The sequence below is a fragment of the Caballeronia sp. S22 genome, from assembly GCF_964261745.1.
Lineage (GTDB): Bacteria > Pseudomonadota > Gammaproteobacteria > Burkholderiales > Burkholderiaceae > Caballeronia > Caballeronia jiangsuensis.
Map to the genome: position 1 here is coordinate 707,645 of NZ_OZ180039.1, position 25,279 is coordinate 732,923.

At 61.2% G+C, this 25,279-nt stretch carries 25 protein-coding genes; 5 read left to right on the plus strand and 20 right to left on the minus strand.

What is annotated here, in order from left to right; translation table 11 throughout:
• Positions 1–37 precede the first annotated feature (37 nt).
• On the plus strand, positions 38–790 hold the full coding sequence (locus ACEN42_RS35080; protein ID WP_371883183.1) for a response regulator: 753 nt from the start codon (positions 38–40) through the stop codon (positions 788–790).
• Here ACEN42_RS35080 and ACEN42_RS35085 read toward each other — a convergent pair.
• Positions 711–2,585, minus strand: a complete 1,875-nt coding sequence (locus ACEN42_RS35085) for a hybrid sensor histidine kinase/response regulator (RefSeq protein ID WP_371883184.1) — start codon at positions 2,583–2,585, stop codon at positions 711–713. The two genes, ACEN42_RS35080 and ACEN42_RS35085, sit on opposite strands and share 80 nt — an antisense overlap.
• Before the next feature lie 302 nt (positions 2,586–2,887).
• Here ACEN42_RS35085 and ACEN42_RS35090 point away from each other — a divergent pair, with 302 nt between their 5' ends.
• Entirely contained in the window at positions 2,888–3,208 is a 321-nt protein-coding gene (locus ACEN42_RS35090) for a DUF4148 domain-containing protein (RefSeq protein ID WP_238212962.1), read from the plus strand.
• Positions 3,209–3,229: 21 nt separating this feature from the next.
• Here the strand turns inward: ACEN42_RS35090 and ACEN42_RS35095 are convergent, their stop codons facing one another.
• The 11 genes from ACEN42_RS35095 to ACEN42_RS35145 form a co-directional block, all read right to left on the minus strand.
• Positions 3,230–4,402, minus strand: coding sequence for a dihydrodipicolinate synthase family protein (locus ACEN42_RS35095; protein WP_371883185.1), 1,173 nt, complete (start codon positions 4,400–4,402; stop codon positions 3,230–3,232).
• 10 nt (positions 4,403–4,412) lie between these two features.
• A complete protein-coding gene (locus ACEN42_RS35100; RefSeq protein ID WP_371883186.1) occupies positions 4,413–6,104 on the minus strand; it encodes a GMC family oxidoreductase in 1,692 nt (563 codons plus the stop codon).
• An 11-nt stretch (positions 6,105–6,115) separates the two neighbouring features.
• Positions 6,116–6,895 carry a 3-ketoacyl-ACP reductase gene (locus ACEN42_RS35105; protein WP_371883187.1) on the minus strand — a complete coding sequence of 260 codons (780 nt, stop codon included), beginning with the start codon at positions 6,893–6,895 and terminating at the stop codon, positions 6,116–6,118.
• 23 nt (positions 6,896–6,918) lie between these two features.
• Positions 6,919–8,025, minus strand: a complete 1,107-nt coding sequence (locus ACEN42_RS35110; protein ID WP_371883188.1) for an ABC transporter ATP-binding protein — start codon at positions 8,023–8,025, stop codon at positions 6,919–6,921.
• A gap of 5 nt (positions 8,026–8,030) precedes the next feature.
• Complete coding sequence (locus ACEN42_RS35115; RefSeq protein ID WP_371883189.1) at positions 8,031–8,924, minus strand: carbohydrate ABC transporter permease; 894 nt, start codon at positions 8,922–8,924, stop codon at positions 8,031–8,033.
• A 40-nt stretch (positions 8,925–8,964) separates the two neighbouring features.
• Positions 8,965–9,930, minus strand: coding sequence for a carbohydrate ABC transporter permease (locus ACEN42_RS35120; protein WP_371883190.1), 966 nt, complete (start codon positions 9,928–9,930; stop codon positions 8,965–8,967).
• Between the two features lie 76 nt (positions 9,931–10,006).
• Positions 10,007–11,260, minus strand: a complete 1,254-nt coding sequence (locus ACEN42_RS35125) for an ABC transporter substrate-binding protein (RefSeq protein WP_250486953.1) — start codon at positions 11,258–11,260, stop codon at positions 10,007–10,009.
• Positions 11,261–11,310: 50 nt separating this feature from the next.
• Positions 11,311–12,852, minus strand: a complete 1,542-nt coding sequence (locus tag ACEN42_RS35130) for an aldehyde dehydrogenase family protein (RefSeq protein WP_371883191.1) — start codon at positions 12,850–12,852, stop codon at positions 11,311–11,313.
• 1 nt (position 12,853) lies between these two features.
• Entirely contained in the window at positions 12,854–13,636 is a 783-nt protein-coding gene (locus ACEN42_RS35135; protein WP_371883192.1) for an enoyl-CoA hydratase/isomerase family protein, read from the minus strand.
• Positions 13,629–15,221, minus strand: a complete 1,593-nt coding sequence (locus ACEN42_RS35140; protein WP_371883193.1) for an acyl CoA:acetate/3-ketoacid CoA transferase — start codon at positions 15,219–15,221, stop codon at positions 13,629–13,631. The genes ACEN42_RS35135 and ACEN42_RS35140 overlap by 8 nt, the downstream gene beginning before the upstream one ends.
• Before the next feature lie 33 nt (positions 15,222–15,254).
• The gene (locus ACEN42_RS35145; protein ID WP_371883194.1) at positions 15,255–16,274 is read right to left on the minus strand and encodes a Gfo/Idh/MocA family protein; all 1,020 of its coding nucleotides are present in this window, start codon (positions 16,272–16,274) and stop codon (positions 15,255–15,257) included.
• Between the two features lie 285 nt (positions 16,275–16,559).
• Between ACEN42_RS35145 and ACEN42_RS35150 the strand changes: the two genes are divergently transcribed.
• The gene (locus ACEN42_RS35150) at positions 16,560–17,678 is read left to right on the plus strand and encodes a LacI family DNA-binding transcriptional regulator (RefSeq protein WP_371882296.1); all 1,119 of its coding nucleotides are present in this window, start codon (positions 16,560–16,562) and stop codon (positions 17,676–17,678) included.
• A 48-nt stretch (positions 17,679–17,726) separates the two neighbouring features.
• Here ACEN42_RS35150 and ACEN42_RS35155 read toward each other — a convergent pair whose 3' ends face one another.
• Positions 17,727–18,530, minus strand: coding sequence for a transglutaminase family protein (locus ACEN42_RS35155; RefSeq protein WP_371882297.1), 804 nt, complete (start codon positions 18,528–18,530; stop codon positions 17,727–17,729).
• Between the two features lie 53 nt (positions 18,531–18,583).
• Entirely contained in the window at positions 18,584–19,456 is an 873-nt protein-coding gene (locus ACEN42_RS35160) for a transglutaminase N-terminal domain-containing protein (RefSeq protein WP_371882298.1), read from the minus strand.
• 563 nt (positions 19,457–20,019) lie between these two features.
• Here ACEN42_RS35160 and ACEN42_RS35165 point away from each other — a divergent pair.
• On the plus strand, positions 20,020–20,205 hold the full coding sequence (locus ACEN42_RS35165) for a hypothetical protein (protein WP_187603172.1): 186 nt from the start codon (positions 20,020–20,022) through the stop codon (positions 20,203–20,205).
• Between the two features lie 99 nt (positions 20,206–20,304).
• Here ACEN42_RS35165 and ACEN42_RS35170 read toward each other — a convergent pair whose 3' ends face one another.
• The 3 genes from ACEN42_RS35170 to ACEN42_RS35180 form a co-directional block, all read right to left on the minus strand.
• Complete coding sequence (locus ACEN42_RS35170; protein WP_187603171.1) at positions 20,305–20,727, minus strand: hypothetical protein; 423 nt, start codon at positions 20,725–20,727, stop codon at positions 20,305–20,307.
• Positions 20,728–20,837: 110 nt separating this feature from the next.
• Positions 20,838–21,056, minus strand: coding sequence for a hypothetical protein (locus ACEN42_RS35175; RefSeq protein ID WP_187603170.1), 219 nt, complete (start codon positions 21,054–21,056; stop codon positions 20,838–20,840).
• 202 nt (positions 21,057–21,258) lie between these two features.
• The gene (locus ACEN42_RS35180) at positions 21,259–21,462 is read right to left on the minus strand and encodes a cold-shock protein (protein ID WP_035500078.1); all 204 of its coding nucleotides are present in this window, start codon (positions 21,460–21,462) and stop codon (positions 21,259–21,261) included.
• 321 nt (positions 21,463–21,783) lie between these two features.
• On the opposite strand from ACEN42_RS35180, the gene ACEN42_RS35185 reads away from it, so the two are divergent.
• Positions 21,784–22,068 (plus strand): hypothetical protein, encoded by a 285-nt coding sequence (locus ACEN42_RS35185; RefSeq protein ID WP_035500077.1) that lies wholly within the window; start codon positions 21,784–21,786, stop codon positions 22,066–22,068.
• Between the two features lie 93 nt (positions 22,069–22,161).
• On the opposite strand, the gene ACEN42_RS35190 is transcribed toward ACEN42_RS35185, so the two are convergent.
• From ACEN42_RS35190 to ACEN42_RS35200, 3 genes are read right to left on the minus strand one after another with little or no spacing between them, the layout of a single operon-like run.
• The gene (locus ACEN42_RS35190) at positions 22,162–23,547 is read right to left on the minus strand and encodes an LLM class flavin-dependent oxidoreductase (protein WP_371882299.1); all 1,386 of its coding nucleotides are present in this window, start codon (positions 23,545–23,547) and stop codon (positions 22,162–22,164) included.
• 49 nt (positions 23,548–23,596) lie between these two features.
• The gene (locus tag ACEN42_RS35195) at positions 23,597–24,475 is read right to left on the minus strand and encodes an ABC transporter substrate-binding protein (protein ID WP_371882300.1); all 879 of its coding nucleotides are present in this window, start codon (positions 24,473–24,475) and stop codon (positions 23,597–23,599) included.
• Positions 24,468–25,235 carry an ABC transporter permease gene (locus tag ACEN42_RS35200; protein ID WP_238213194.1) on the minus strand — a complete coding sequence of 256 codons (768 nt, stop codon included), beginning with the start codon at positions 25,233–25,235 and terminating at the stop codon, positions 24,468–24,470. The genes ACEN42_RS35195 and ACEN42_RS35200 overlap by 8 nt, the downstream gene beginning before the upstream one ends.
• Positions 25,236–25,279: the final 44 nt, after the last annotated feature.

Consider the following 25,279-nt stretch of genomic DNA (forward strand, 5'->3'; position numbering starts at 1 on the left):
TATAAAGTTATTCGAGTACCGTCAGGGAGACGATGCGATGCGCGTGCTGCTCGTCGATGATCACGAACTCTTCAGAGCCGGTTTTGCACTGCTCATCAAGGAGCTTTTTCCGCATGTCGAACTGCTGCATGCGAGCACGTTGTCGCATGGAGTCGATTCGGCGATGATCGATCATCCGGACATCGTGTTTCTGGACCTCGAACTTCCCGACGGGCACGGTTGCGATGCGCTGGTCCGCCTGAAAGACGCACGACCGTCCTTGCCCGTGGTCGTGGTATCGGCCGATGAGCGCATGGAAACAGTCAGTCGATGCCTTGCACTGCGCGCGATGGGCTACGTGCCGAAATCGTCGTCGCCCGAAGCGCTCCATGCCGCGATCGTCGCCGTGCTTTCGGGCGGCGTCTACCTGCCCGCGGCGAGCATCGCCGGGTTGAGGCGCACGATCGACATGGCCGAGGCGCCGGCACGCGAATCAGGGCATGCACAGCCGACGCACGGTGGCGCGGAACGTTGGGACGCGCCGGATCTCGGACTCACGCCCCGCGAGTACGAAACGCTCGCGTGGCTCGTGCGCGGCCTTCCGTCCAAAGCCATCGCGTCGAAGATGGGGCTCGAAGACATCACGGTGCGCAAGTACATCAGTCATCTGCTCGCGCACTTCAATCTGCGGCGGCGCACCGAACTGATCGTGATGCTGGCCGACAAGGGCATCAAGCTCGGGACGCTGCCGGTGACAGATCCGTCGCGAGATCGGGATTCATCTGCCGATGGGCGGCAACGAAGCGGCTGATCTCCGCCAGCAAGTCTTCCGGAGCCGACGACTTGCGCAGCAGCACGAAGGGCTCGGGGAAGTCGCGCAACACCTGAACGGACAGCAACTCGCCGGTGATAAAGGCGACGGGAATAACGCCGGCCCACGCGAAGTGACGCCTGATCCGGTCTGCGACCTCTTTGCCGGAGACGCCATCGCGCAGCCGGATATCGGTCACGATGAGATCGGGAATGCGGCTGTCGTCGGCAAGAATGGCTTCGAACCCGGCCAGCGATTCGGCGGCCTGCACGAGCGCGCCCGCGCTCGAAAAGAGGCGTCGCAGGCCTTCGAGGACCATCGGTTCATCGTCGCACAGCAGCATGAACGTGCCGTCGAGATCGGGGCGGTGGCGCTCGCCATGCTGGATCGTCGCGCCAGCCGGCTTCGATGCCGAAGTGCTCGCGTAGAGCGAAAAGCGCGATCCGCGCCCTTCGACCGACGCGAAACTCATGGCGTGTCCCGGAAGAATGCGAACCACGCGTTGCACGATCGACAGCCCCAGTCCCAGCCCTTTGGAACGATCGCGTCCCGGATTGTTGATCTGGTAGTACTCGGCGAAAATAGCTTCCCGATAGGCCGGTGCAATGCCGATGCCCGTGTCCCATACATCGACTCTCAACCGGTCATCCACCTGCACCCAGCCGAGCACGACGCCGCCCGACGACGTGTTCTTGATCGCGTTCGATACGAGATTGGATACGGCCCGCTTGAAGAGCGACCGGTCGGTCTCGATGGACGGCGGCTCGACTCGCCGCCTCGCGAGTCTCAGATCGATTCCTCGTAGCTGGGCCGTCTCCCGATATTGCTCGAGGACTTCGGTCAGCAGATCGAACGTATTGACCGGCACAAGGCGGGGAACATGCGAGCCCAGCTCGCTGTAGTCCTGGATCTCCTTGAACATGTCGAGGATCTCTGACGCGGTCTCTTCGATCACGTCGAGATCGCGATCCACCGCGTGTCCGTCCTTGATCCTCGTCCGGGCGCTGCGGATGAAGAGGTTGATCGCGGCGAGCGGCTGCTGGATGTCGTGATACGCCGACGAAAAGAACCGCTCCTTCTCCTTGACGAGCTCCTGCATGCGTTTGTTCTGCTCGTTGATCGCACGCGACGTGGCTTCGACGCGCGCCTTGGCCGCGCGCAAGGTGCGGCGGTACATGAATTCGCGCCGTGCCGAACGTTCCAGCGGAATACTGACGAGCAGACCGATGGCGTACGTCAGCGGCAGACTCGTGCCGTGCGCGATCACCGACGACAGGTGCATGCCGAACCTCTCGCCCGGAGGCTGGAGGAACAGCATGAGCAGGTAACTCGCAATGCACAGCCCGACCAGCCACGCCGTGGTGACCACGCGTAGCCGGAACGCCATGAAGATCGTGAACAGCGTGAGCGTCAGGATCGAATAGTGTTCGTGCCACGGCAGGTCCACGATCTGCAGCAATCTCAAGGTGGCGAGCCACGCACTGAGCGTCCACAGGCAGAGCAGCCCGACGGCCCAGCGTTCATCGAGTGCGCGCGGCGTCCACAGCACGACGGCCACGCTCATGCCGATGGCCGCGGCGCTTCTCGCGAAGATGATTTCGTGGTGGTGCAGATGGGCGGGATCGAGTATGTCGATCCGCCCGAAGTCACGGATCGAAAAAACGATCCACAACGCGGTGAAGATCGCGATGGCGAGTCTTCGCTGTCCGGACATGCGCTGCGCGTAGTCCCTCAGAAACGCCCGTTCCTGAGCCGCCGATCTGAACCTGCGCACCCAGAGGTCTGACGATCTCATCGCGATGCCCGATCCGGAAATGTCGCCGTCCGCGAATACGGCAGCATGACATCCAGACAGAATAGCAGGACCGCATTCGAATGCGGATATACAAATGTAGCGGTACGAATGTATCCGTTCGCTTAACAATAGCTACATCTTCGCGGCGCGATTTCGGGCGCTCGCCTACCTACGTGGGTGTCGAGGGCGTCGGCACTGGCCGACAATCGATACGACGGTGCAGAGAGCCGAGACTTGACCTGTGTTTCGTAACGGCCGCTTTGCACCTGAATCTACTGCCTGGCATTTACGAGGAGGTTGTCATGAAATCAGTCGTTATCGCGGTCGCCGCAGCGTCGGCGCTTTCCTTGCCTCTCGCTGCGTTCTCTCAGACGGATCCGGCATTGACGCGTGCCCAGGTGCGTGCAGAGCTGCAACAGCTCGAACAGGTCGGCTATGATCCGGCCAAAAGCGCGGATGCAAGTTATCCGGGCGACATCCAGGCGGCTGAGGCACGAGTATCGACCGATCACGCGACAGAGTATGGCGGCATGCCATCCGGCTCATCGACGTCCGGATCGCGCACCGTCGTTCGCCCCGCGTCCGACGAAGACATGAAGCACCTCTATTCTGGCGGCCAGTAGCATCCCGTAATCGTCGAGCGCTCAGTTTTCTATGCCGGCGACCAGCTCCATGAATTGCTTCATCCGCCTTGCTGCAAGCTCTGGACGGATCAGCACGCCGGAAGCATCGGCTTTACGAAAGACGTCCGCGTAATGAAGTGCCGATCGCGCCGATTGCATTGCGCCTGCCATCGAGAAATGGTTCTGGTGCCCGTTGAGCCACGCAAGGAACACGACGCCAGCCTTGTAGTACTGAGTCGGCGCAGCGAAGAGTTCGCGAGACAGCGTGACCGTCGGCGCCATTAGCGCGTGATAGGTGTCGGTGTCGTTTCGGGCCAGCGATGCCAGTGCCTTCGACGCAACCGGTGCGATCGGATCGAAGATGCCGAGCAATGCATGTGACTTGCCTGTGCTGTCACCGGCGATGAGTTCGCCATAGTTGTAGTCGTCGCCGGTGAACATGACGACACCTTCCGGCAGCTTCGAGCGCAACTGCCGTTCATACTCCGCGTTGAGCAGGGAGATCTTGATTCCTTCGATCCTCTCCTTTTGATGACCGATGATGTCGAGCACCGTGGCCATCGCGGTATCGACATCGCTACTGCCCCAGTAACCGGCGAGCGCCGAGTCGAACGCATCGCCGAGCCAGTGCAGCACGACTTTTTCGCGTGATGCGGAGATGACTTTTTCGTAGACGTACTTGTAGTCGTCGGCGGAGCGGGCAGCCGCGCAGAGCGCGCGGCTCGCCATCATGATCGGACGGCCGCCCGCAGATTCGACAACCTCGAACTGCTCGTTGTAAGCGGCAACGATGTCGTCGAGAGAATGCGCTTTCTTGCTATCGAGATGATCGGTTCCCGCGCCGCATGCGAGGTCTGCGCCGGGAATCGACTTCGCGTGGGCAATGCTGCGTCGGATCAATTCGGCCCCGACAGGCCAGCCGATGCCCATGCCGCGCTGGGCAGTGTCCATCGCTTCGGCGACCTTGAATCCGAGACTATAAAGATACGTACGGAATGCCAGCGTCGCGTCCCAATCGACAGCGGGTGCATCACCCGAAGGCTCGTAAACAGCACGCGCATCAATGACGACGTGCGCGGCCGCATACGCTATCCGGTTGAACGTCGGTGCGTTCGATCCCGGAAGCTGGTTCTCGAGATTCTGTAGCGAATATGCCCGGACCGTACCGTCCTGCAGTGGCAAATTGATGTTCATGCTGTACCTCTCAGTGTCTGGAAGGAATGGCGAAGTCGGACAGGTTCGTGATAGGTGCAACCGTGGGCGCGGCGATGCTCGCAGACGCGGACTGAATGATCATGTCCGCTGCTTTCTCGGCGACCATGATGGTCGGCGCATTGGTATTGCAGGAAGGCACGAAAGGCATCACGGACGCATCGACGACGCGCAGTCCATCGAGACCGATCAGCCGCAAGTCGGGCGTTACGACCGCGTCCGGATCGTTTGCCTGTCCCATGCGGCATGTCCCGACCGGGTGATGATCGGTCTTCGCATTTGCGCATGCGTACTCGAAAAGCTCCTGATCGCTGTTGGCCCGCGATCCCGGAAGAACTTCGTTCTGCACGAAGCGGCGCATGGCGGGCGCGCTGAGGATGTCGCGTGCCAGACGCAAGCCCTTGATTGCCATATGCCTGTCGTGCGGGTCCGACCAGTAGTTAGGATCAAGCAGAGGCGCATCGGCGGCATTACTGCTTGCGAGACGAACCGTGCCGCGCGACCGTGGCCGAAGATAAGCCGTGTTCAGCGTCACGCCCGCGTTTTTCAGCTTGGCCATACCCGCCTCGATTCCCGAACCGAGCCCCAGATGGAACTGGATATCGGGCGAGCGGTCGCGGTCGGGCGAGTCACGGTCTGCGTACCAGAACCCGCCAGTTTCGAAGAGACTCGACGCCACCGGGCCCTTTTTCAGCACGAGGTATTGCAACGCGGCCCACGCAGCGTGATGCAGCTTGTTGTATTTGTCGTAGGTGTGATCGCCCGTGCATTCAGAAATGACGAACAGATCGAGGTGATCCTGAAGATTTTCGCCGACGCCCCGCAGATCATGGACTGGTTTGATCCCGACAGACTGAACATGCGCTGCGGGCCCGATGCCCGATTGCAGCAGTAGCTTCGGCGATCCGATCGCGCCGGAAGACACGATCACTTCTTTCGCGGCTCGAATGATTTGCGTATCGCGGCTGTCGCCGACGACTACCTCGACGCCCACCGCGCGATGGCCTTCGACGATGACGCGCAACGTGCGCGTGGCCATTTGCACGGTGAGGTTACGTCGTCCGAGAACCGGCTTGATGAAGCTCGTTGCTGCCGACGAACGACGCGCGTCAAGCTGCGTCAGTTGATAGTACCCAAGTCCCTCTTGCGAAGCGCCGTTGAAATCGGGGTTGAACGGAATACCTAACTCCTGCCCGGCCTGAAAGAACGCTTCGCAGATAGGAAGCGGGCTGATCGGATTCGAGACGCCCAACGGTCCGCCGTACGCGTGGAACTCATTCGCGAAGCGCTGGTTGTTTTCGGAGCGCTTGAAATACGGCAGTACCTCGCGATAGGACCAACCCGTCGCTCCGGCCTTGCTGACCCATTCGTCATAGTCGGCGGGCACACCACGCGTATAGAGTTGCGCGTTGATCGACGAGCCGCCGCCGATCACCTTTGCTTGCGTGAAGCGCAGGACGCGATTGTTGAGATGCTTCTGCGGCACGGTATGCCAGCCCCACGACCCGATGCCCTTGGTCATCTTCGCGAAGCCTGCCGGCATCGCAAAGAACGGGTGGCGATCCGAACCGCCCGCTTCCAGAAGAAGCACGTTCACCGCGGGGTCAGCGCTCAACCGATTCGCCAGCACGCATCCAGCCGAGCCGCCGCCCACGATCACGTAGTCATATGTCGTCGTATTCATGTCGGTCACGCTCAAAATGCAGGGATCGAAAGGCCGCCGTCAACGTGCAACACGCTGCCGGTGCAGAACGGAAGAGATCCATCGGCGAGAGTGGCGACCGCGCGGGCCACTTCCTCGCTTTCGCCCCAACGAGCCGCGGGGACCAGCCCTTCCTCGAATCGGGCCTCGTACTTCTGTGCGACGCCTGCCGTCATCGGCGTCCGGATGATTCCGGGCCGCACTTCGAAGACGCCTATGTTCGACTTCGCCAGTCGCAGCGCGAAAAGCTGCGTAAGCATCGGCAAGGCGGACTTCGACAAGCAGTATTCCGCTCGCTCCACCGAGGCCATCTGCGCCGAGACCGACGAGACCGTCACGATCGAACGCGCACGTTTCGATGACGTCGCGATCATGTGCCGCGCGACAGCTTGCGTCATGAAGAACGTGCCGCGGAGGTTGATGCCGAGCACGGTATCGAACGCGTCTGAACGAACGTCGAGGAGGTCGCCGCGACTTGGCGAGCCCACGCCCGCGTTATTCACGAGGCACTCCACGCTGCCTTTGAAACCGATGGCGGCGTTCACAACCTCTGCGTGCGATTCGATATCGATCAGGTCGCTGCGAACGAAAAGCGCATCTTGTCCCTCGTTGCGGATAAGGTCGCACGTCGCGTGCGCGTCTTCGTCATCGGTCACGTCGGTCAGCACGACATCGAAACCGCGCCGTGCCAGTTCGACACAGATCGATCGGCCGATTCCTCTGCGTCCGCCCGTAACCAGCGCGGTCGGGCATGGTCCATTCGACTTGCTCATAAGTCCACCGTCCCAGTCGTCGATCAATGAATGCGTGCTTCCGTGTCCTTATCGAACAGCACCAGCTTCGACAGATCGACACGCAGTTCGCAACGTTCACCCGACTCGTGCGGCATGTCCGGCCCGAGCCGCGCGGACACTTCCATGCCGCCGAAATCGAGGACAGCGAGCGTGTCCGGTCCAGTGGGCTCGAGCACGTTGATCCTGACGGGCACAGTTCGAATAGCAGACGCCGCGCGTTCGTTCTCTACGCCAATCGCCTCCGGCCGCAACCCTGCGACGACTTCCTTGCCGACATAGCGGTCCACGGCTTGAGATTGCGGCGGAAGTTCGAGATCCAGCGCGTCATTGCCCTGACCGATCTTCAGATGCAGCGAACCGTCCCTGCCCTCGATTCGCGCGGGAATGAGGTTCATCGACGGCGACCCCATGAATGTCGCCACGAACGTGTTTGCGGGCGTGTTATAGACCTCGGCCGGCGTGCCGAGCTGCTGAAGAATGCCGCCCTTCATCACCGCGATGCGGGTTGCAAGCGTCATCGCTTCGATCTGATCGTGCGTCACGTAGACGATGGTTGCGCCCAGCCGCTGGTGCAGCTTCTTGATTTCCGTGCGCATGTCCACGCGCAGCTTCGCGTCGAGGTTGGAGAGCGGCTCATCGAACAGGAAGATCTTGGGATGGCGCACGAGCGCACGGCCCATCGCGACGCGCTGGCGCTGACCGCCCGAAAGCTGACCGGGCCGACGATCGAGCAGATGCTCGATCTGAAGAAGACGCGCCGCATCCTGTACGGCTTTCTCGCGATCGGCCTTCGAGACTTTCCGCATCTCCAGTCCGAAGCTGATGTTTTGCCCCACGGTCATGTTGGGGTACAGCGCATAGCTCTGAAACACCATGGCGATATCGCGCTCGCTCGGATGCAGGTCGTTGACCTTGTCGTCACCGATGCGGATTTCGCCGCCCGACAGCGTATCGAGTCCGGCAATGAGCGAGAGCAACGTCGATTTGCCGCAACCCGACGGGCCGACGAGCACGAGGAAGTCGCCATCGTCCACATCGATATTGATTTCGCGAAGGATTTCCGTAGACCCGTAGGCCTTACGCACGTTGCTGACATGAAGTGAAGACATGATGATTACCCCTTGACCGAACCAGCCATCAAACCGCGGACGAAATAACGACCTCCAACGACGTAGACGAGCAGCGTGGGAAGCGCCGCGATCATCGCGGTGGCCATCTGCACGTTGTATTCCTTGACGCCGGTAGAAGTGTTGACGATGTTGTTGAGCGCTACCGTGATCGGCGCCGATGCGCCGGTCGTGAACGATGCGCCGAACAGGAAGTCATTCCAGATGTTCGTGAACTGCCAGATCACGGTCACGGTGATGATCGGCACCGAGTTCGGCAGGAGGATCCGAAAGAAGATGCGGAAGAAGCGCGCGCCGTCGATCATCGCGGCCTTCACGAGTTCATCGGGAAACGCGATGTAGTAGTTGCGGAAGTACAGTGTCGTGAAGCACAGACCGTAGACCACATGCACGAAGACGAGGCCGGTGATCGATTGAGCGAGACCGATCTTGCCGAGAAACGTCGCCATCGGGATCAGCACGATCTGGAACGGGATGAAGCAGCCGAACAGGACGAGCGCAAACAGAACGTTGTCGCCCTTGAAGCGCCACTTCGTCAACACATAGCCATTCAGCGCGCCGATCAGCGTCGAAAGGAACACTGCTGAAAAGACCATGCGGAACGAGTTCCAGAAGAAGCCTTTCACGCCGGAGCAGTCGAGACCGACACAGGCCGAGCCCCAGGCTTTCTCCCATGCAGCGAGCGTCCATTCGTGCGGGAGCGCGAGAATATTGCCCGCATACACTTCCTGAAGCGGTTTGAACGAGGTGAGCAACATCACCACGAGCGGCACGAGATATACGAGCGCGACGATCAACAACATCGTATAGATGACGATGCGCGATACGTTGTTATGCTTTCCCACCACCATTTGCGGCGAGTCCCAGGTCTTGGCAGCCATGCTTGTCTCCTTCAGGCTACGTGGATAGGTACGAATTGCTTCAGTGACCGCCGCCGGAACGACGGGGGCGCATTTCCGAGTAGAGGTAGGGCACCATGATTGCGGCAACGGTGCAGAGCATCATCACGGCGCTTGCGGCTCCCATACCCAGCTCGTTACGTGTGAACGTGAACGAGTACATGAACGTCGAAGGCAGTTCGGTCGAATAACCGGGGCCCGCACCCGTCAAGGCGATCACCAGCTCATAGCTCTTCACGGCCAGGTGAACCAGGATCACGAGTGCCGAGATGAAGACCGGGCGCAGTTGCGGAATGATGATGCGGCGATAGATCGAGGGCATGCGTGCGCCGTCGATCGACGCTGCCTTGATCTGCTCCTGGTCGATGCCGCGCAAGCCCGCAAGGAACATCGCCATGACGAAGCCGGACGCTTGCCAGACCGCCGCGATGACGACGGTGTAAATCGCCATGTCGTCGCTGATGATCCAGTCGAACTGGAAGCTCGCCCATCCCCAGTCGTGGAAGAGCTTCGTCAGGCCGAGCCCGGGATTGAGAATCCACTTCCACGCAGTGCCGGTGACGATGAAGGACAACGCCATCGGGTACAGGAAGATCGCGCGCAAATAGCCTTCCGCCCGAATGCGCTGATCCAGAAGGATCGCGAGCACGAGGCCGATTGCAAGACACAGGACCACATACAGCGACGCATAGATGCCGAGGTTCTCCACGGCGACGTGCCAGCGAGGGTGTTCCCACACCCGCGCAAACTGCGTGAATCCAGCCCATTTGAACGTGGCGAATGCGCGGGAACGTGTGAACGAGAGCACCGTCGTCCAGACGATGAAGCCATAGACGAACACCAGCGTGATGATCAGTGTCGGGCTGAGCACGAGCTTCGGGAGAAGCGCTTCGAACGCGTTGCGCGCAGAACGCTTTTTCCCGACTTTCTCCACTCGGGCGGGGGACTTGGCCGGGTCTATGGACTGGGCACGAGAGTGTAAGAGCATGATTTCACCTGCACGTCGAGAACATCGAACACGAGAGCGGAGCGGACGCTTGCCGTCCGCCTGAGCGGTCAGATCGTTACTTCGAATTCTGGATAGCCGTGACGAGCGCCTTAACAGCGTCGGCCGACGACTGATTCGAATTGAAGAAGTGCGTGACGACGTCATAGAGCGCTGTCTTCGATGCTTCGGGCATCGCCTGGCCGTGGGCGAAGCTGCCGACCATCGTCCCGTTCTTGAGCGCCGTGCGCATGTCGGCCATCGACTTCTGACCGCACTCGTCGAAGCCATCGGCAGGCACATCGAGACGTGCCGGCACCGCGCCCTTGATCTGATTGAACTGGGCCTGAACCTTGGGGTCCATCACGGCTTCCGCGAACGCGTACTGTCCGGCCTGCCGGTCGCTGCCCGCCTTGAAGGTGGCGAACTGGTCGGTTACGAAGATGAAGTCGCCCTGCGTGCCGGGGTATCGCATGCAAAGATAGTCCACGCCCGGCTTCTTGCCCGCGTTGGCGAATTCGCCTTTCGCCCAGTCGCCCATGATCTGCATCGCGGCCTTGCCATTGATGACCATCGAGGTAGCGAGATTCCAGTCCCGGCCGGGGAAATTCGGATCGACCATGCCACGCAACGCACGCAACTGGTCGAACGCCTTTTCCATCGTCTTCGAGCCGAGCGCCTTGGCATCGAGCTTGACCAACGCATCGTTATAGAACTTGGGGCCACCCGCCGACATCACTGCACTGTCGAAAATCGTAGCTTCCTGCCACGCCTGTCCGCCGTGAGCCAGCGGGATATAACCCGCCTTCCGAATCTTGTCCGCGTCGGCGACGAGCTCTTCGAAGGTTTGCGGCGGCGTGAGCTTGAGTTCATCGAAAATCTTCTTGTTGGCCCAGATCCAGTTGTCGCTATGCACGTCGATGGGCACGCCATACCAGTGTCCATCCGACTTGGAGAAGCGCTGCAGCGGAGCGGGCACCTGCTTGTCCCAATCGCCCTTCTTGGCGATGCTGTCGAGGTTTGTGAGCAGGTCCTGCTCCGCGTAATCCAGCACGCTGAAGCCAAGCATCTGCACCGCGTCGGGCGGATTGTTCGAAGCTATGCGCGCGCGCAACACCGTGCGCGCCGCTTCGCCGCCGCCGCCCGCGATCGGGCTGTCTTTCCACGCATAGCCTCGCTGCTTCAGGTTGTCTTTCAGAACGCCCAGCGCTTTGGCCTCGCCGCCGGAGGTCCACCAGTGCATCACTTCCACTTGCTTGTCGGCGGCGATCGCCGAGAGTGCGTGGCACGCGAACAATCCAGCCGCGACGGCGGCAATACGCTTCTTGAACATCTTCGTCTCCTTGTTGATCGCCCCGCGACGGGAGCGTTCGTATATGACTGTCACTTGGTGGACTGGGGCAGCCACCAGTTCTTGCGTGCGCCGATGTGCAGCTGGATGGTTTTGGTTTCGGTGTAGTCCTCGACCGCCTGCTTGCCGAGTTCGCGACCGACGCCGCTGGACTTGAAGCCGCCGAAGGGCAGTTCCGGATAGCCGTCGAGGAACGTGTTGACCCATACAGTCCCTGCGTCTACGCCGCGTGCGACCGTGAGGCACGTGTTGATGTCGTTGCTCCAGACGGCGGCCGACAGTCCATACGCCGAGTCGTTGGCGATCTCGATCGCTTCTTCGACGTCCTTGAACGTCACGATCGAGAGAACGGGACCGAAGATCTCGTCGCGCGCGACGCTCATCTCTGGCGTGACATCGCTGATGATGGTCGGCTCGAGGTAAAGACCCTTGGCGTCGTAGCGCTTGCCGCCCAGACGAAGGCGCGCGCCGGCGGCTACGCCCTTGTCGATGTTCGCGAGAATTTCCCCTAGCTGCGTTTCGCTGACGATGGCGCCGATCTTGGTATCGGGGTGCAAAGGATCGCCCACCGGAACCTGTCGCGCGCGCTCGACGACAGCCTGCGCGAACTTCTCCGCTACCGAATCATGAACGAGAACACGGCTGCCGCTATTGCAGCATTCGCCCGCATTGAAATAGACGCCGAAGACAACGGCATCGACCATCGCGTCCCAATCGCAATCGGGGAAGACGATCTGCGGATTCTTGCCGCCGAGTTCGAGCGCCACCTTCTTCAACTGCTTCGACGCGATGCCGCCGAGCAGTCCGCCCACGCGCGTCGAACCGGTGAAAGACAGCATGCCGATGGCCGGGTGTTCGGCGAGCGGCTGGCCGACCGTGGGCCCCTTGCCGGTGACGACGTTCACGACGCCCTTCGGAACGCCGGCTTGTTCGAGAATCTCCGCGAGAATGACCGTCGTGCTCGAAGTCAGTTCGCTCGGCTTGATGACGCACGTGCAGCCTGCGGCAAGGGCAAACGGAAGCTTCTGCGAAAGAATCCAGATAGGGAAATTCCAGGGCGTGATGAGCCCGACCACGCCGATCGGCTGACGCAGGACGATCCCCAGCATGTCTTCGCCGAGCGAGTCGTAAGCGTCGCCGCTCGTCGTACGGGCGAGGCTCGCGGCGTACTGCCAGAGATCGACGCAGCCCGAGACTTCGCCACGTGCTTGCGTGAGGGGCTTGCCGGTCTCCAGCGATTCAAGCAACGACATCTCTTCGACCCGCGCCTTGATGCCCTCGGCGACCGCGAGCAGCACGCGTGCGCGCTCGACACCCTTCATCCTGGGCCACGGGCCTTTCCTGAAAGCGACGTCGGCGGCCTGAATCGCGGCTTCGACGTCTGCGCCCGTGGCTTCGGGAAATGAACTCACCACTTGACCGTGAGCCGGGCTGCTGCGCTCGAAGCGCTCGCCGCTTGCGGCCTCCTTCCATTGGCCATCGATGAACATCTTTCCGGCGAACGCCTCGTGTTGCAGCGGCTTTGCGTTCTCAAGCAGCGCCGTTGCGGCGGGAACAGCAATCTGACTCGTCATTTCATTGACCCTCGTATTGCGCCTTGCGGCGTTCGCGGAAACTGGCCATACCCTCGCGGGCGTCTTGCGTCGTGGCGGAGAGCGCGCCGGCCATCGCTTCCAGCGTGGCGCCGGTATTGAAGCCTGCGGCTGCGTTGATCAGTTGCTTCGTGAGTTGCGCGGACACGGGCGCAAGCGTCGCGATCTGCCCGGCGACGGCCATCGCCGCATCGAGCGACTTGCCCGCTTCGGACACTTCGTCGACGAGGCCGATTGCATAGGCGCGCTGCGCGTCGATGCGTCGTGCGGTGAGCGCCATCGACTTCACGTGACTGGGTCCGATGAGGGACACGAGCCGCTGCGTTCCGGACCAGCCGGGACAGGTCGCGATGCTCGCTTCGGGCAGCGCGAAGGTCGCGGCCGGATCGGTCACGCGAACGTCGGCGATTGCGGCGAGTTCCAGACCGCCGCCGAACGCATGACCGTTGATCGCAGCGATCACGGGCAGGCGCAGTGCAGCCCAACGATCGAAGATGCGATGTCCGCGCGTGACCCAGACACGCCACATATCCAGCGGCGCGAGGGCGGACCATTCATTGATATCCGCACCGACACAGAAGGCACGTTCACCAGCGCCTGTCAGCACGACGGCGCGCAGACTGCTGTCCGCTTCGAGTTGCGCAGCGGCGTCTTCGAGTTGTCCAAGCATCGACGGCGTGAGCGAGTTGAGCTTGTCGGGACGATCGAGCGTGACGACCGCAACCGGACCGCGCTTTTCGATGCGGATAAAGGCCTGATCAGCCATGACGCGCCTCCTTGAGCTTGAGTCCGAATGGTGCGTCCGTGAAGATCGCGGGGTCCATCGTCTTCAGCGAGGACGACACCTTCAACTCGACGTCGCACTGATCCAGCACGTCCCTTTGCAGATCGATACCGGGAGCGATCTCGATGACTTCGAGCCCGTCTTTGCCGAGCCTGATCACGCATCGTTCGGTGATGTACAGGACTTCCTGATCGCGGGCTTGTCCCATGCGACCGCTGAAGGTCACGTGATCGACATCGGCAACAAACTTCTTCTTGCCTTCCTTGACGATCGAAAGTCTTCCGTTGCCGACTTCGAATTGCGCGCCGGCCGTAAAGTAGCCGCTGAAGACAAGGCGCTTCGCGTGCGTCGTGATATCGATGAAGCCTCCGCACCCCGCCGTCAGATACGGCTTGCTCGGAAGCCTGGATACGTTCACGTTGCCGAAGCGATCGATCTGCATGAACGAGAGCAGAGACACATCGAAACCGCCGCCCTGGAAATAAACGAACTGCGACGGCGACGGCATGATGGCGTCGGCATTGCCCGAGCAGCCGAACGCGAAACCCAGCAATGGCACACCGCCCACCGCGCCTTGCTCGATGGCCCACGTCACATCGTTCGGATAGCCTTCTTCGAGCAAGATGCGAGGCACATTCGCGGAGATCCCGAAGCCAAGATTGACCGCGTCGTTCTGCGCCAGCTCCATCGCGGCGCGCCGGGCGATGATCTTGTCCGGATGCCATTGCGCAAACTCGAATGCGCTTTCGGGCAGCTTGATTTCGCCGCTGATCTCCGGGTCGTATTCGATCTGCGTGGTCTGCTTTTGAGCCGGATCGACCACGACGTAGTCGACCAGATTGCAGGGAATGTGCACCGATTGCGTGTGCAGCGATCCCGCTTTCACGACACGTTTGACCTGCGCGATGACGATGCCGCCGTTATTGCGCACCGCAAGCGCCTGATCGCGTCCGCCCAGCAGCGCGCCTTCGTGTTCGAAGGACAGGTTGCCGCGCTCGTCCGCGGTCGTGGCGCGAACGATGGCAACGCGCGGGACGAAGTTTCGATAGTGCAGCCACTCGTCGCCGGCGAACGTCACCTTCTCCACGATTGGGAGCTCGGCAGCGCTGGCGTTCATTGCGCCGCCCTGGCGCGACGGATCGACGAAGGTGTCCAGTCCGACCTTGGTCAATACGCCGGGACGCCTGGCCGCCGCCTCGCGGTGCATATCGAACAACACGCCGCTCGGCAGGTTGTACGCACGAATCTCGTTGTCGGCGATCAGGTGCCAGATGTCCGGCATCGGCAGACTCGACGGGCCACTGGGGAACGAGCCGGCTATGACCGTTTTGATGAGCCCTTTCTTTGCGATGTGATCGATGCCCTTGATCCCGTACATGTCGCCGGCGGCGATAGGATGGAGCATCGTCAGATTGCGCGGATGCGCTTGCGCGTCAAAGCGCGCGCCGATCGCGGCGAGCATTGCGTCCGGACAGCCCAGGCCGCTCGACGAACTGACGGTGACTACATCGTCATCGTTGATGAGGCTGGCGGCTTGTGCGAGGGTGATGACCTTGCTGGAACTCACGGTGAGTCTCCTGATAAAGCGGTTCTGGCTGATTTATTCGGCGTAGCGACGCGACACATCGACATGTCCGCGGGCTTGCGCAGCCTGTGCGACCGCGAGGGCCGTGATCAGCGAGCGATATCCGTCCACCCCGCTGGCGGCGGGGCTCTGGCCTTCGCGGATGGCCCGGTGAAACTGGGCAACGCCGGTGTGGTAGAGGTTTGCGTGTTCCACTTCGATCGATCGCACACCGTTCGCGTCGCGGAGTTCGATCTCCCCGACTGCGCGCTGGGTCATCACGTCCTTTGCGATCAGCGAACCGTCCGAACCGTGAACTTCGAGTCCGGTCGCCGCGAATGGCACGGTGAAGGCGTCGTGGAGTTGCGCGAGAACGCCATTGTCGAAACGCACGATCGCCATGACGCCGTCGGTAAGACCCGCGTTGCTCATCGTGCCGGTGGTCGTCATTGCACTGACTTCGATCGGCTCCGCGTTCAGCACGAAGCGCAGCGTGTCGACGTCATGAACGGTGATGTCGAGCACGACGCCGCCGCTAGCGTCCTGCTTTTCGATGCGCCACCCGCGCAGATGTGGCGGGAGCGACACCGCATGAAAGACGCGGGCAAAGAGCGGCGTTCCGATCGCGCCTTCGATGATGAGTTCGCGCAGCTTGCGATGCGTGGAAGCATTCCGGAGATGGTGGTTCGTTCCGAGAATGACACCGTGTTCGGCGCAGGCCTCGATCATCCGGGCTGCGTCTGCTTCGGAAAGAGCAAGCGGCTTCTCGCAGAGAACATGTTTGCCGGCGCGCGCCGCGGCCAGAACTTGCGGAAGATGTTTCTCGTTGGTGCTGCTGATATACACCGCGTGGACTGCCGGATCGGCGAGCACGGCATCGAGATCGGTGGAATGCCTGGCGATGCCGTGCTTCGCGGCGAATTCTCGTGCGCGCGCTGCATTGCCGCTGACGACGGTTTCGATCGTCGCGTCAGCCTGGGCCCGGATGGCGTCGACCATCCACTCGTCTGCGATCGTGCTGGCGCCAACGAGCGCCCATCCAATTCGTGCCGCCATGTTTGTCTCCATATCGTTCAAGTAGAACGTTCCACTAGCGGAGGGAAAAAAACGCGTTTTCCGCGTTCCTGGCTATCGTCACCCTCGGTGGATCGTTCCACTAAGCTGCTGAAAAATTCGGCGCCCGGCGCCGTTCTTCGTGGTGGATCGTTCCACTTAATGTAGTTCGCGGGTTCTTGCGAGTCAACTAGAGACGAACCCTGATCCCTTCGATAATCGGGAACGCAAAACATCCGACTATTCAAAAATTCAGTGGAACGTTCTAGCGGCGGTGATAATCTTCCGGTGAGCAAGCCGTTCCCGAGCCCGTCCCACATGAAAAGCAATCCAACCATCCTCGACATCGCCAGAACCGCGGGCGTGTCGAAATCGACCGTGTCGCTGGTGTTGCAGGAGAACCCGCGCATCCCGGCAGACACCGCGGAAAAGGTGCGGCAGGCCGCGCGACAGCTCGGATACGTGTACAACCGGGGCGCGGCGGCGTTGCGCGGTCGACGCAGCGCCACGATCGGCATGGTCATCAACGACCTGACGAACCCCTTCTTCGTCGAGTTGCTGGTGGCGATCGAACGCGTGCTCGCCGAGGCGGGTTACACCACGTTGATGGCGCATACGGCCGAAAGCGTCGCAACGCAAACTCGCGTGCTGCGCTCGATGCGGGAACAGAATGTCGCCGGCTTGATCATGTCGCCCGCGCTCGGAACGGACGATGCGCTTCCGGCGGAGATTCGATCGTGGGGCATTCCGCTCGTGCTGGTGATGCGTCCGATGGGCGACGACGTCGATACCATAGGCGTCGATAACGCTTTCGGCTTCGCGCTCGCCACTGAGCACCTGATCGCTCAGGGACATACGCGCATCGCGTTCGCCGGCAATCGCAAAGGCTACGCGGTGGCTAGTCAGCGTCGCGAGGGTTATCTCTCGACGATGAAACAGCACGAACTTCCGGTTGCCGACGAGTGGACTATCGACGTCGAACTCACGCCACAGGGCGGCCAGAAAGCGGTGCGCGCGATCTTTGACATGGCGCTCCGTCCCACGGCAGTGCTCTGCTACAACGACCAGGTTGCGATCGGCGTGCTGCATGAACTCGATCGGATGGGCAAGCGGGCAGGCAAGGACCTGGCGGTTGTGGGTTGCGACAACATCGTGGCGGCCGAACATACGAATCCACCGCTTACGACGCTCTCGGCAGGCTCCGACAAACTCGGCGCGCTTGCAAGCGAGACCCTTCTTTCGAGGTTGGTTGAAGGCGCTGTGACGGACGGTCCGGCAAAGCAATTCTTTGCTGTGCCGGAACTTATCATCCGTGAATCAAGCGAGCATGCGATCGAAACAGAGGACGCCACGCAAACCGTTCGAGGCAAGCAGCCTGGCCGCAAGCGTACAGCCCGGGCCTCGTGAACGAACCGATGCGCGCGCTGCGTTGCGTTCGATTCTGCCCGTTCGCACTCAAACAGGCGCGCAGTGGATGTCGAACTTGATCAGCTTGGTCGGGCCGAAGGTATTGCTGATGGCGACATCGGCGGCATCGCGACCTCGCGCCATCAGCACGCGGCCAATGCGCGCCACGTTGTTGCGCGGATCGAAGGTCTGCCATGAACCGCCCACATAGGCTTCGAACCAGGCAGCGAAATCCATCGCGCTATAGGGCGGCGGCACGCCGACATCGCTGATATAGCCGGTGCAATAGCGCGCCGGAATATTCATCGCGCGGCACAGCGCCACGGCCAGATGAGCGAAGTCGCGACAAACGCCCTGTCGTTCCTCAAACGCCTCGAACGCGGTCTTGGTCGGTCGTGCGAATCCGTATCCGAACTTGATGTGGCCATGCACGTAGTCGCAGATCGCCTGCACCCGGTCACGCCCTGGGGGAGTCGCGGCGAACAGTTTCCACGCGATGGCGGACAACAGATCGGTTTCGCAATATCGGCTGCCGAGCAGAAACACCAGACATTCATCCGGCAGCGTCTCGACGGGATGCTGATGCCCGAGCGGTTCGCGCGTCTCGGGTTGGTCGGAGATTTCGAGCAATGCGCTGGTGGACAGCGAGATCAGCCCCGCCGGTGCGACGATGCGGCTGCACAGATTACCGAAGCTGTCGCGATACTGCGTGATCGGCACGGGTGGATCGACCACCAGCAGATCACCCGACAGCACGTCCTGCGCGCGGGAGAAGTGCGTGTTCAACATCAGCATCATCGGGGTCGGCTGCGGACACTCGTAGATCAGTTCATAGCCCACGCGGAGTTTCATCGAATCATCCTTGCATTGAGAAGTCATTGGCGCGGGGCGCAAAGATGTTTCCATCAGTTGTCTTCGGTGACGCTCACGTCTACGTCGAGGCTTCGGAACGAATGCATCGCGCCGTGCCATGTTCCCCACAGCGGCAGCGCCTGATCCGAATTCCAGGCTACGGCCACACGAATCAGATGCCGATTTCCGATGATGCTGTTGGTCGGATCGAAATCGACCCAGCCGGCACCGGGGAGATAGATCTGCAACCATGCGTGCGTCGCACCGCCGCCCAGCGTGGTGTCGTGGTTCGGCACGAAGATATAGCCGCTGACAAACCGGGCTGCGAGGCCCAGCGAGCGGACCGCATCCATCATGAGCACCGCGAAATCCCGGCAACTGCCGCTGCCCAGCCGCAGGGTCTCGGCTGGTTGATTGACGCCCTTCTCGACTCGCCGCACGTAGGTGAAGCTGTTCTTGATCTCGAGCGTCATGCTGCGCAGCAAGGTCATTGTTTCGGTCGATCCGCCCGGTCCGATGAAACGTCGCGCCCATGCGTCCACGTCGCCGGTAAGAATCGGCCGGCTTCGCGCGTTCACGAGATTCGACGCCTCCTCGCTGGTGTACGCGAAAGGCCACTTCGATGCATACCCTTCCAGCGAATAATCGGGCAACGGCGCTTCGTAGTGTTCGAGCGTCACCTCGCTTCTGAAAATCAATTCGGACGCCTCGCCCGAGAACGTCGCAATTGCGACCGAATTGTCGAATACGTCATGCAGCCAGTGCAGGCGATCGGGCGTCGGGCTAATCATCAACTGCGTACTCAGAAGACGCAGATCATGACTCGCACGCGGGCGGAACATCATGCGATGCTCTCCGAAGCGCACCGGCTCCGAATAGCGATATGCACTTTGATGTCGCACGGTAAGACGTTGCGGGCCGCTCATTGCGGCACGCAGCGGAGAGACTGGATCACTATTTCGCTCCCAAAGGGTTAATCCGCGCGGAAATGCGCGAATGAGTCAACCGAGACTCGGAAGCGCGTCAAATAATCCGAACATCGAATGAAAAGCCAGGCATGAAGTAAGACTGACTCACGTACACGGCCATGCAAGGCATGGCGGCAATCGGCTATTTCTTTTTGGCGGCGCTGGTTGACCCCGTAGTCTTGGGAACCGGGATCTTGAACGGATCGGCGACTGGCGCCGACAATTTTTTGGCTTGTTTGGGCTTCTTTGCCTCGCGATTACTTCGCATTTGACCCTTTGCCATTTTGCGCCCCTGTGTGGCGGCCACGGAATGGGCCGCTAATTGGCCTATTCTGAGCGCATTTTTAATTGCTGTCGCGATCTATTTAATTGGCTCGGCGACGAGCGTTGAGAGGCGCGTCCGCAGATTTCCTCGAGGCATCGCCCTGTCGAAGTCTGACGATTGTTCTTGCTTTGTTTCGCCATGCGGCGCACGCTCGCGTGGCTAACGTTCATCGACCTTCTTTTTTGCGGAAATCAACATGCTGAAGCGAATCCCGACCGACCCCGCCGCACCGTTTCGAAAGCAGGACCTTACGGCAACTCAAAAGGCGCGCGTGGAAGCATTGCGGCAGGCAGAGTCCGACCGCGCCGAAAAGCGACTCGAGAACGATGCGCGCATCGACGTCAACGCTGCGAAGTGGCGTTATGTATCACCGACGAACTAGATCGCCTCGAAGTTTCCCTCTGACGAGGTATCTCGGCATGGAGTTTGATTCGGATTTCTGACTATTTTGGTGAGATGCGAGCTGGCATTTGAACACGTATCAGATGAGCCCGAAGTCGGCGCAAAGCACTTTGATCGGTGAGCGGGAGCCATCCCTTTGTTTCTGAGTCGCTATCCCGACGATGTGATTCAGGTTCACACGCAGGACTTCGCTGTCCTGCGACACCGACCCGTCCGAGCCGAAAACACGGTCGAGACATTCGCGCGTGACCTGCACCTGCAAGCGCTTGTTCTGGATCGTCTGGCTGAAGAAAAGATCGCCGTCTGACCGAAGGAAAGGACGATTTAAAGACAGAGCCTCGGAAGCAGCGGCTTGCTGCAAACGAACGCCGCCTCTTTTTGATCCGGTCAATGGATTACGTTCGAAGCAGCCCGGGCATACGAAATAAATCCCGAGGCTATCGATGGCTGGATGCGCGTTGTGCCGGGATACATCGACTTTGCAGTGCTTGCAGTTCCACATGGCGACCTCCGCGTCGTCGATGCAAGCAAACAGGTTACGCGTCGTCTCGTGCGCTTGCGAGACTTCATTTGTAAAAGCAAGTCCGGCCCTTTTGATTTGTCGCGCAAGAGCTAACGCCTTATTCTCACCGCCTGACGTCGCGCGTGAGCCGAGCCGCCTTCATAGGCTTCGTCCTCGGTCTCGAAGCGAAGATGACTGTCGTAACGGATCTCGCTGACGTTCGAACTACTCAAATCCACATCGACACATGCGTAGGTGAAGCCACCGGCAGGAAGCGGTTGAACCACAACATGGAATTCATGGTTTCCAACTTTCAACATGCGTGACATCGAGAACTCCAGTAGTGGTGAGCCATCGTACCACGCGATGAAGAACGAACCCGCGGTCGTGTCGCTGGGGCTCGGGCATTTGTGTTCACTGCATCGAAATGATCAGGCGTGCTATTCATTTCGACGAAAACACCTGAACGAAGTTTAATTACCCCAGATACGAAACTGCCGGTTCCGCATGCGGAACCGGCAGGAAGGCTACTCAGATCGGCGTGATGTTCGCGGCCTGTAGACCCTTGGGGCCGCTCTTCGTCTCATAGCTGACTTTCTGATTTTCCGCGAGCGTCTTGAACCCTTCGGCGCGAATCTCCGAGAAATGCGCGAACAGGTCATCGCCGCCGCTGTCGGGTGTGATAAACCCAAAACCCTTACTGTCGTTGAACCACTTGACGGTGCCGGTATCCATGAAACTCTCCTGAAGATGAACGAACAAATGGGACCGCGAGAGGGTCCCGGAACAAAGGATCAAGGAGGGAGAGGACAACGAACACCGCAGGCTGCGGTCAATGATGAGCAGCAATCGCGCTTCTTGAAGACTTCATCAAGAAAATTACGCCTCGCCTCGAAAACCGTCAAGATCTTTCGGCCCGCGGCACGGCAAGCGATTTGTCTAACTGCTCGTCCCCGCCCCGACGGGCCTGCGTGTCCGGAATAACGCAAACCGTTTACCGCGCGACCCCGGCGGGCTTTACGGGTATAGTGGATCTTCATTCTCGAGGAGACGTTCATGCCAGCATTCCCGCCTCTTTACAAGGGCTTCGAACTCCATCCTCTCGTGTTCTCGCGCGCATTCAGCCGCTTCGACAGGCATTCGCGCTACGACGAAGGCTACGATGTCGCGATTCGCATCTGTCGCCCGGAGATATCGGGCGAGGCCGGCACGAGCCGCGTATTCAAGCTCGATCGGCAAGATGTGTTTGTGGACTTCGGAATTGCCCGGCGCGCCGCTCGTCAACGCGGTGAAGATATCGTCGATGGAAAGGTGGAAGGCTCGTCTGTCGCCGATATGTGAGCCTTATTCCTGGTGTACCTGGTGTAAGCAGCCATTCGAATGGCTCGTTTGCCAAGGTGGCCGTCACGCCACCGCAATTGCTGGCGAATTTCTTTATGCCGCGTGAGCCGCGCAGGGGACTGCAAACTTTCCATCTTCCCGGCTCGCATAGCGCGACGCCGGCCTGGCGAGACCGAGATGATCGCGTAGCGTGCGGCCTTCGTATTCGCTTCGAAAGCGTCCGCGCCGCCGCAACTCGGGCAGCACCAGTTCGATGAAATCGTTCAGCGAATCGGGCAGCAGCGCGGGCATCACGTTGAATCCGTCCGCGCCGTAATGCACGAAACGCTCTTCCAGCGCATCGGCGATCTGCGCAGGCGTGCCGACCAGTTGCCAGTGTCCGCGCGCGCCAGCAATACGACGATAAAGCTCGCGAATCGTGAGATTTTCCCGGCGCGCAAGCTCGATCATCAGCGTCTGACGGCTTTTGCTTGCGTTGGTCTCGGGCAGTTCTGGAATCGGTCCATCGAGCGGATAAGCCGACAGATCGAAGCCGCCCGTCAGCATCGAAACCATCGCGAGGCCCACGACCGGATCGATGAGCGCCTGCAGTTCGTCGAACTTCGCGCGCGCCTCGCCTTCCGTGCGGCCGACTATCGGCATCACGCCCGGCATGATCTTGAGCGAGTCCGGATGACGGCCGTGGCGCGCCATGCGGCCTTTGACATCGGCGTAGAACGCGACGGCGTCGTCGAGCGTCTGTTGCGCCGTGAAGATCACTTCCGCGGTGCGGGCGGCGAGTTCCTTGCCCGCCTCGGACGAGCCCGCCTGCACGGTCACCGGGTGTCCCTGCGGCGAGCGCGCGACGTTCAATGGCCCACGCACGTTGAAGAACGCACCGCGATGATCGAGCACGTGGCGCTTGTCCGGATCGAAGTATCGCCCCGACGATTTGTCGCGCAGGAACGCATCTTCGTCGAAGCTATCCCAGAGGCCCGACACGACATCCGCGAATTCGTCCGCGCGCTCATAGCGCGTCGCGTGCGCGAGATGCTCGTCGAAGCCGAAGTTGCGCGCCTCATGCTCGCTCGATGACGTCACCAGGTTCCATCCCGCACGTCCGCCGCTGATGTGATCGAGCGACGCGAACTTGCGCGCGATGTGATAAGGCTCGTTGAACGAGGTCGATGCCGTGCCGACGAGACCGATGCGCCGCGTGATTGCCGCAAGCGCGGAAAGAAGCGTGATTGGTTCGAACTGCGCGACGTAGCTGTGGGCGGTGCGGCTCAGGAACTGCGCATCGTCGCCGCGCGTGCCGGAACTATCGGCGAGAAAGATCAGATCGAACTTCGCCGCTTCCGCCGCCTGCGCGAGCTGAACGTAGTGGGCGAAATTGCTGCCCGCATCGGCGCTCGCATGAGGATGCCGCCATGCGGCGATGTGATGGCCCGTGGGATAGAGAAACGCGCCGAGATGCAGATGTCCGTTCCGTTGAGTCATGTCCGATGGTTTCTCGTTGTGAGTGCGGTGCAGGTTATGCCTTGCCCGCTCAGTGGCAATACAGATCGTTCTGGGCGTTGAACATGTCGAATGCGAGACGCGTCGCCTGATCTTCGCGCACCGTCGAGAGCCAGCGTTGCCGTCGCCAGTCCTCGACTGTCCGTTCGATGAACGCCGTGCTCGCGACATCGCCGGTGCGTGTCGCGATGAAGGCAGGCGCAGGCGCAACCGTGCCGGGGAGACTCCGGTAATAAGCCCAGTCGGGCTGCTTCAGCAACTGGCGGATCACATATTCGTCGTCGACGAGCGCGGCGCACTCGCCCGCCTGAAACGCCAGCAACGCATCGAGCGGACGGTCGAACGCCTGTATGTCCGCATGCGCGCGGCGGGCGGCCTCGGTCGCGAACGGACTGCCGCGCGATGCGCAGATCACGCCGTCCGCGAGATCGCTCCAGTCGCGCACCGCGCCGCGCCGAAGCACGAGCGCCGTGCCGCGCCCGGACGTATAGGCGCTCGGCGCATAGGCGATCGACGGTTCAGCGCCGAAGCCCAAGCCCGCGACGGCGACATCCGCGCGGCCCGATCGCAGCGCCTCCGCAGCTTCGCGTGGTCCGGCGAGCAACAGGGTAACGGGCAGTCCCGCGCGCTGTCCGATGTCTTCGGCCAGCGCCGCGGCAAAGCCGTCCGCCACGCGCGCGAAGTGATCGACCCGGCCGACGTTGAGCGTGGGCGCCGGCCGCGACGGCACCGCGACGATCAGCGTTCCGCGTGCGAGCGCGGCGGCGAAGGGCCGGTCATCGTCCGGACGATTGCGCCATGCATCGCGCAGCGGCAACGACGAGAGCGCGACCATCGCCATGACTGCAAGGGCAAGCCAGCGCAGCCGTTTGCCGTGACCCGGAAGCGCTGCGAACGCGCTCCTAGCCATTTTGCGCGAGCCCCACGCGCCAGCGCAGCAAGCGCCGTTCGAGCAAAGAAAGACTCTTGTTGATCAGCAAACCGAACAGCGCGAGCAGCACGATGCCCGCGTACATGTCGGGAATCTGGAACGTCTCCTGCGAATTGAGCGTGTAGAAGCCGAGACCCGAGCGCGCGCCGATCATCTCCGCCGCGACCAGCGCCGTGATGCTGTACGCGCCCGCGAGCCGGATGCCCGTGAGGATCTCGGGCAACGCGGCGGGCAGCACCACCTTGGCGAAGATGAAGCTCTGCGAAGCGCCCATCGAGCGCGCGCAATCGATGAACACGCGCTCGACCTGCTTGACGCCCGAAATGGTATTGAGCAGCACCGGCCAGAACGCGGCCCACACGATGATCGCGATCTTCGACGACTCGCCGATGCCGAGGAACAGCATGAACACCGGAAACAGCGCGAACGCGGACACCTGGCGCAGCAGTTGATAGAGCGGATCGATGATCCGTTCGGCGCGACGAAACCATCCCAGCGCGAAGCCCGACACGACGCCGCCCGCGATGGCCAGCAAGAGGCCGACGATGGAACGCAACGCGCTCGCGCCGAGGTGCTTCCACACGTCGCCGCTATCGAACAGGCGCGCGATGGCGAGCGCCACTTGCGACGGTGGGCTGAGATACGCCGGGCTCACGATGCCCGAGCGCGGCAGCACTTCCCACAGCAACGCAAAAACGATCAGCGCGATCGAACGCTCGAACGCGTAAGAGACGTTCATGCCGCGCCCGCGCTTTGCCTTGCGCGGAACGTCCCGCTTCGCGC

Bases quoted from the DNA above. Each gene is read 5' to 3' on its own strand.
- ACEN42_RS35190 (WP_371882299.1), bottom strand. From the start codon at position 23,547: ATGACTCAACGGAACGGACATCTGCATCTCGGCGCGTTTCTCTATCCC.
- ACEN42_RS35090 (WP_238212962.1), top strand. From the start codon at position 2,888: ATGAAATCAGTCGTTATCGCGGTCGCCGCAGCGTCGGCGCTTTCCTTG.
- ACEN42_RS35175 (WP_187603170.1), bottom strand. From the start codon at position 21,056: ATGTCACGCATGTTGAAAGTTGGAAACCATGAATTCCATGTTGTGGTT.
- ACEN42_RS35195 (WP_371882300.1), bottom strand. From the start codon at position 24,475: ATGGCTAGGAGCGCGTTCGCAGCGCTTCCGGGTCACGGCAAACGGCTG.
- ACEN42_RS35110 (WP_371883188.1), bottom strand. From the start codon at position 8,025: ATGTCTTCACTTCATGTCAGCAACGTGCGTAAGGCCTACGGGTCTACG.
- ACEN42_RS35120 (WP_371883190.1), bottom strand. From the start codon at position 9,930: ATGCTCTTACACTCTCGTGCCCAGTCCATAGACCCGGCCAAGTCCCCC.
- ACEN42_RS35185 (WP_035500077.1), top strand. From the start codon at position 21,784: ATGCCAGCATTCCCGCCTCTTTACAAGGGCTTCGAACTCCATCCTCTC.
- ACEN42_RS35135 (WP_371883192.1), bottom strand. From the start codon at position 13,636: ATGGCTGATCAGGCCTTTATCCGCATCGAAAAGCGCGGTCCGGTTGCG.
- ACEN42_RS35165 (WP_187603172.1), top strand. From the start codon at position 20,020: ATGCTGAAGCGAATCCCGACCGACCCCGCCGCACCGTTTCGAAAGCAG.
- ACEN42_RS35085 (WP_371883184.1), bottom strand. From the start codon at position 2,585: ATGAGATCGTCAGACCTCTGGGTGCGCAGGTTCAGATCGGCGGCTCAG.
- ACEN42_RS35170 (WP_187603171.1), bottom strand. From the start codon at position 20,727: ATGTGGAACTGCAAGCACTGCAAAGTCGATGTATCCCGGCACAACGCG.
- ACEN42_RS35100 (WP_371883186.1), bottom strand. From the start codon at position 6,104: ATGAATACGACGACATATGACTACGTGATCGTGGGCGGCGGCTCGGCT.
- ACEN42_RS35125 (WP_250486953.1), bottom strand. From the start codon at position 11,260: ATGTTCAAGAAGCGTATTGCCGCCGTCGCGGCTGGATTGTTCGCGTGC.
- ACEN42_RS35145 (WP_371883194.1), bottom strand. From the start codon at position 16,274: ATGGCGGCACGAATTGGATGGGCGCTCGTTGGCGCCAGCACGATCGCA.
- ACEN42_RS35180 (WP_035500078.1), bottom strand. From the start codon at position 21,462: ATGGATACCGGCACCGTCAAGTGGTTCAACGACAGTAAGGGTTTTGGG.
- ACEN42_RS35080 (WP_371883183.1), top strand. From the start codon at position 38: ATGCGCGTGCTGCTCGTCGATGATCACGAACTCTTCAGAGCCGGTTTT.
- ACEN42_RS35115 (WP_371883189.1), bottom strand. From the start codon at position 8,924: ATGGCTGCCAAGACCTGGGACTCGCCGCAAATGGTGGTGGGAAAGCAT.
- ACEN42_RS35155 (WP_371882297.1), bottom strand. From the start codon at position 18,530: ATGAAACTCCGCGTGGGCTATGAACTGATCTACGAGTGTCCGCAGCCG.
- ACEN42_RS35130 (WP_371883191.1), bottom strand. From the start codon at position 12,852: ATGACGAGTCAGATTGCTGTTCCCGCCGCAACGGCGCTGCTTGAGAAC.
- ACEN42_RS35200 (WP_238213194.1), bottom strand. From the start codon at position 25,235: ATGAACGTCTCTTACGCGTTCGAGCGTTCGATCGCGCTGATCGTTTTT.
- ACEN42_RS35160 (WP_371882298.1), bottom strand. From the start codon at position 19,456: ATGAGCGGCCCGCAACGTCTTACCGTGCGACATCAAAGTGCATATCGC.
- ACEN42_RS35095 (WP_371883185.1), bottom strand. From the start codon at position 4,402: ATGAACATCAATTTGCCACTGCAGGACGGTACGGTCCGGGCATATTCG.
- ACEN42_RS35105 (WP_371883187.1), bottom strand. From the start codon at position 6,895: ATGAGCAAGTCGAATGGACCATGCCCGACCGCGCTGGTTACGGGCGGA.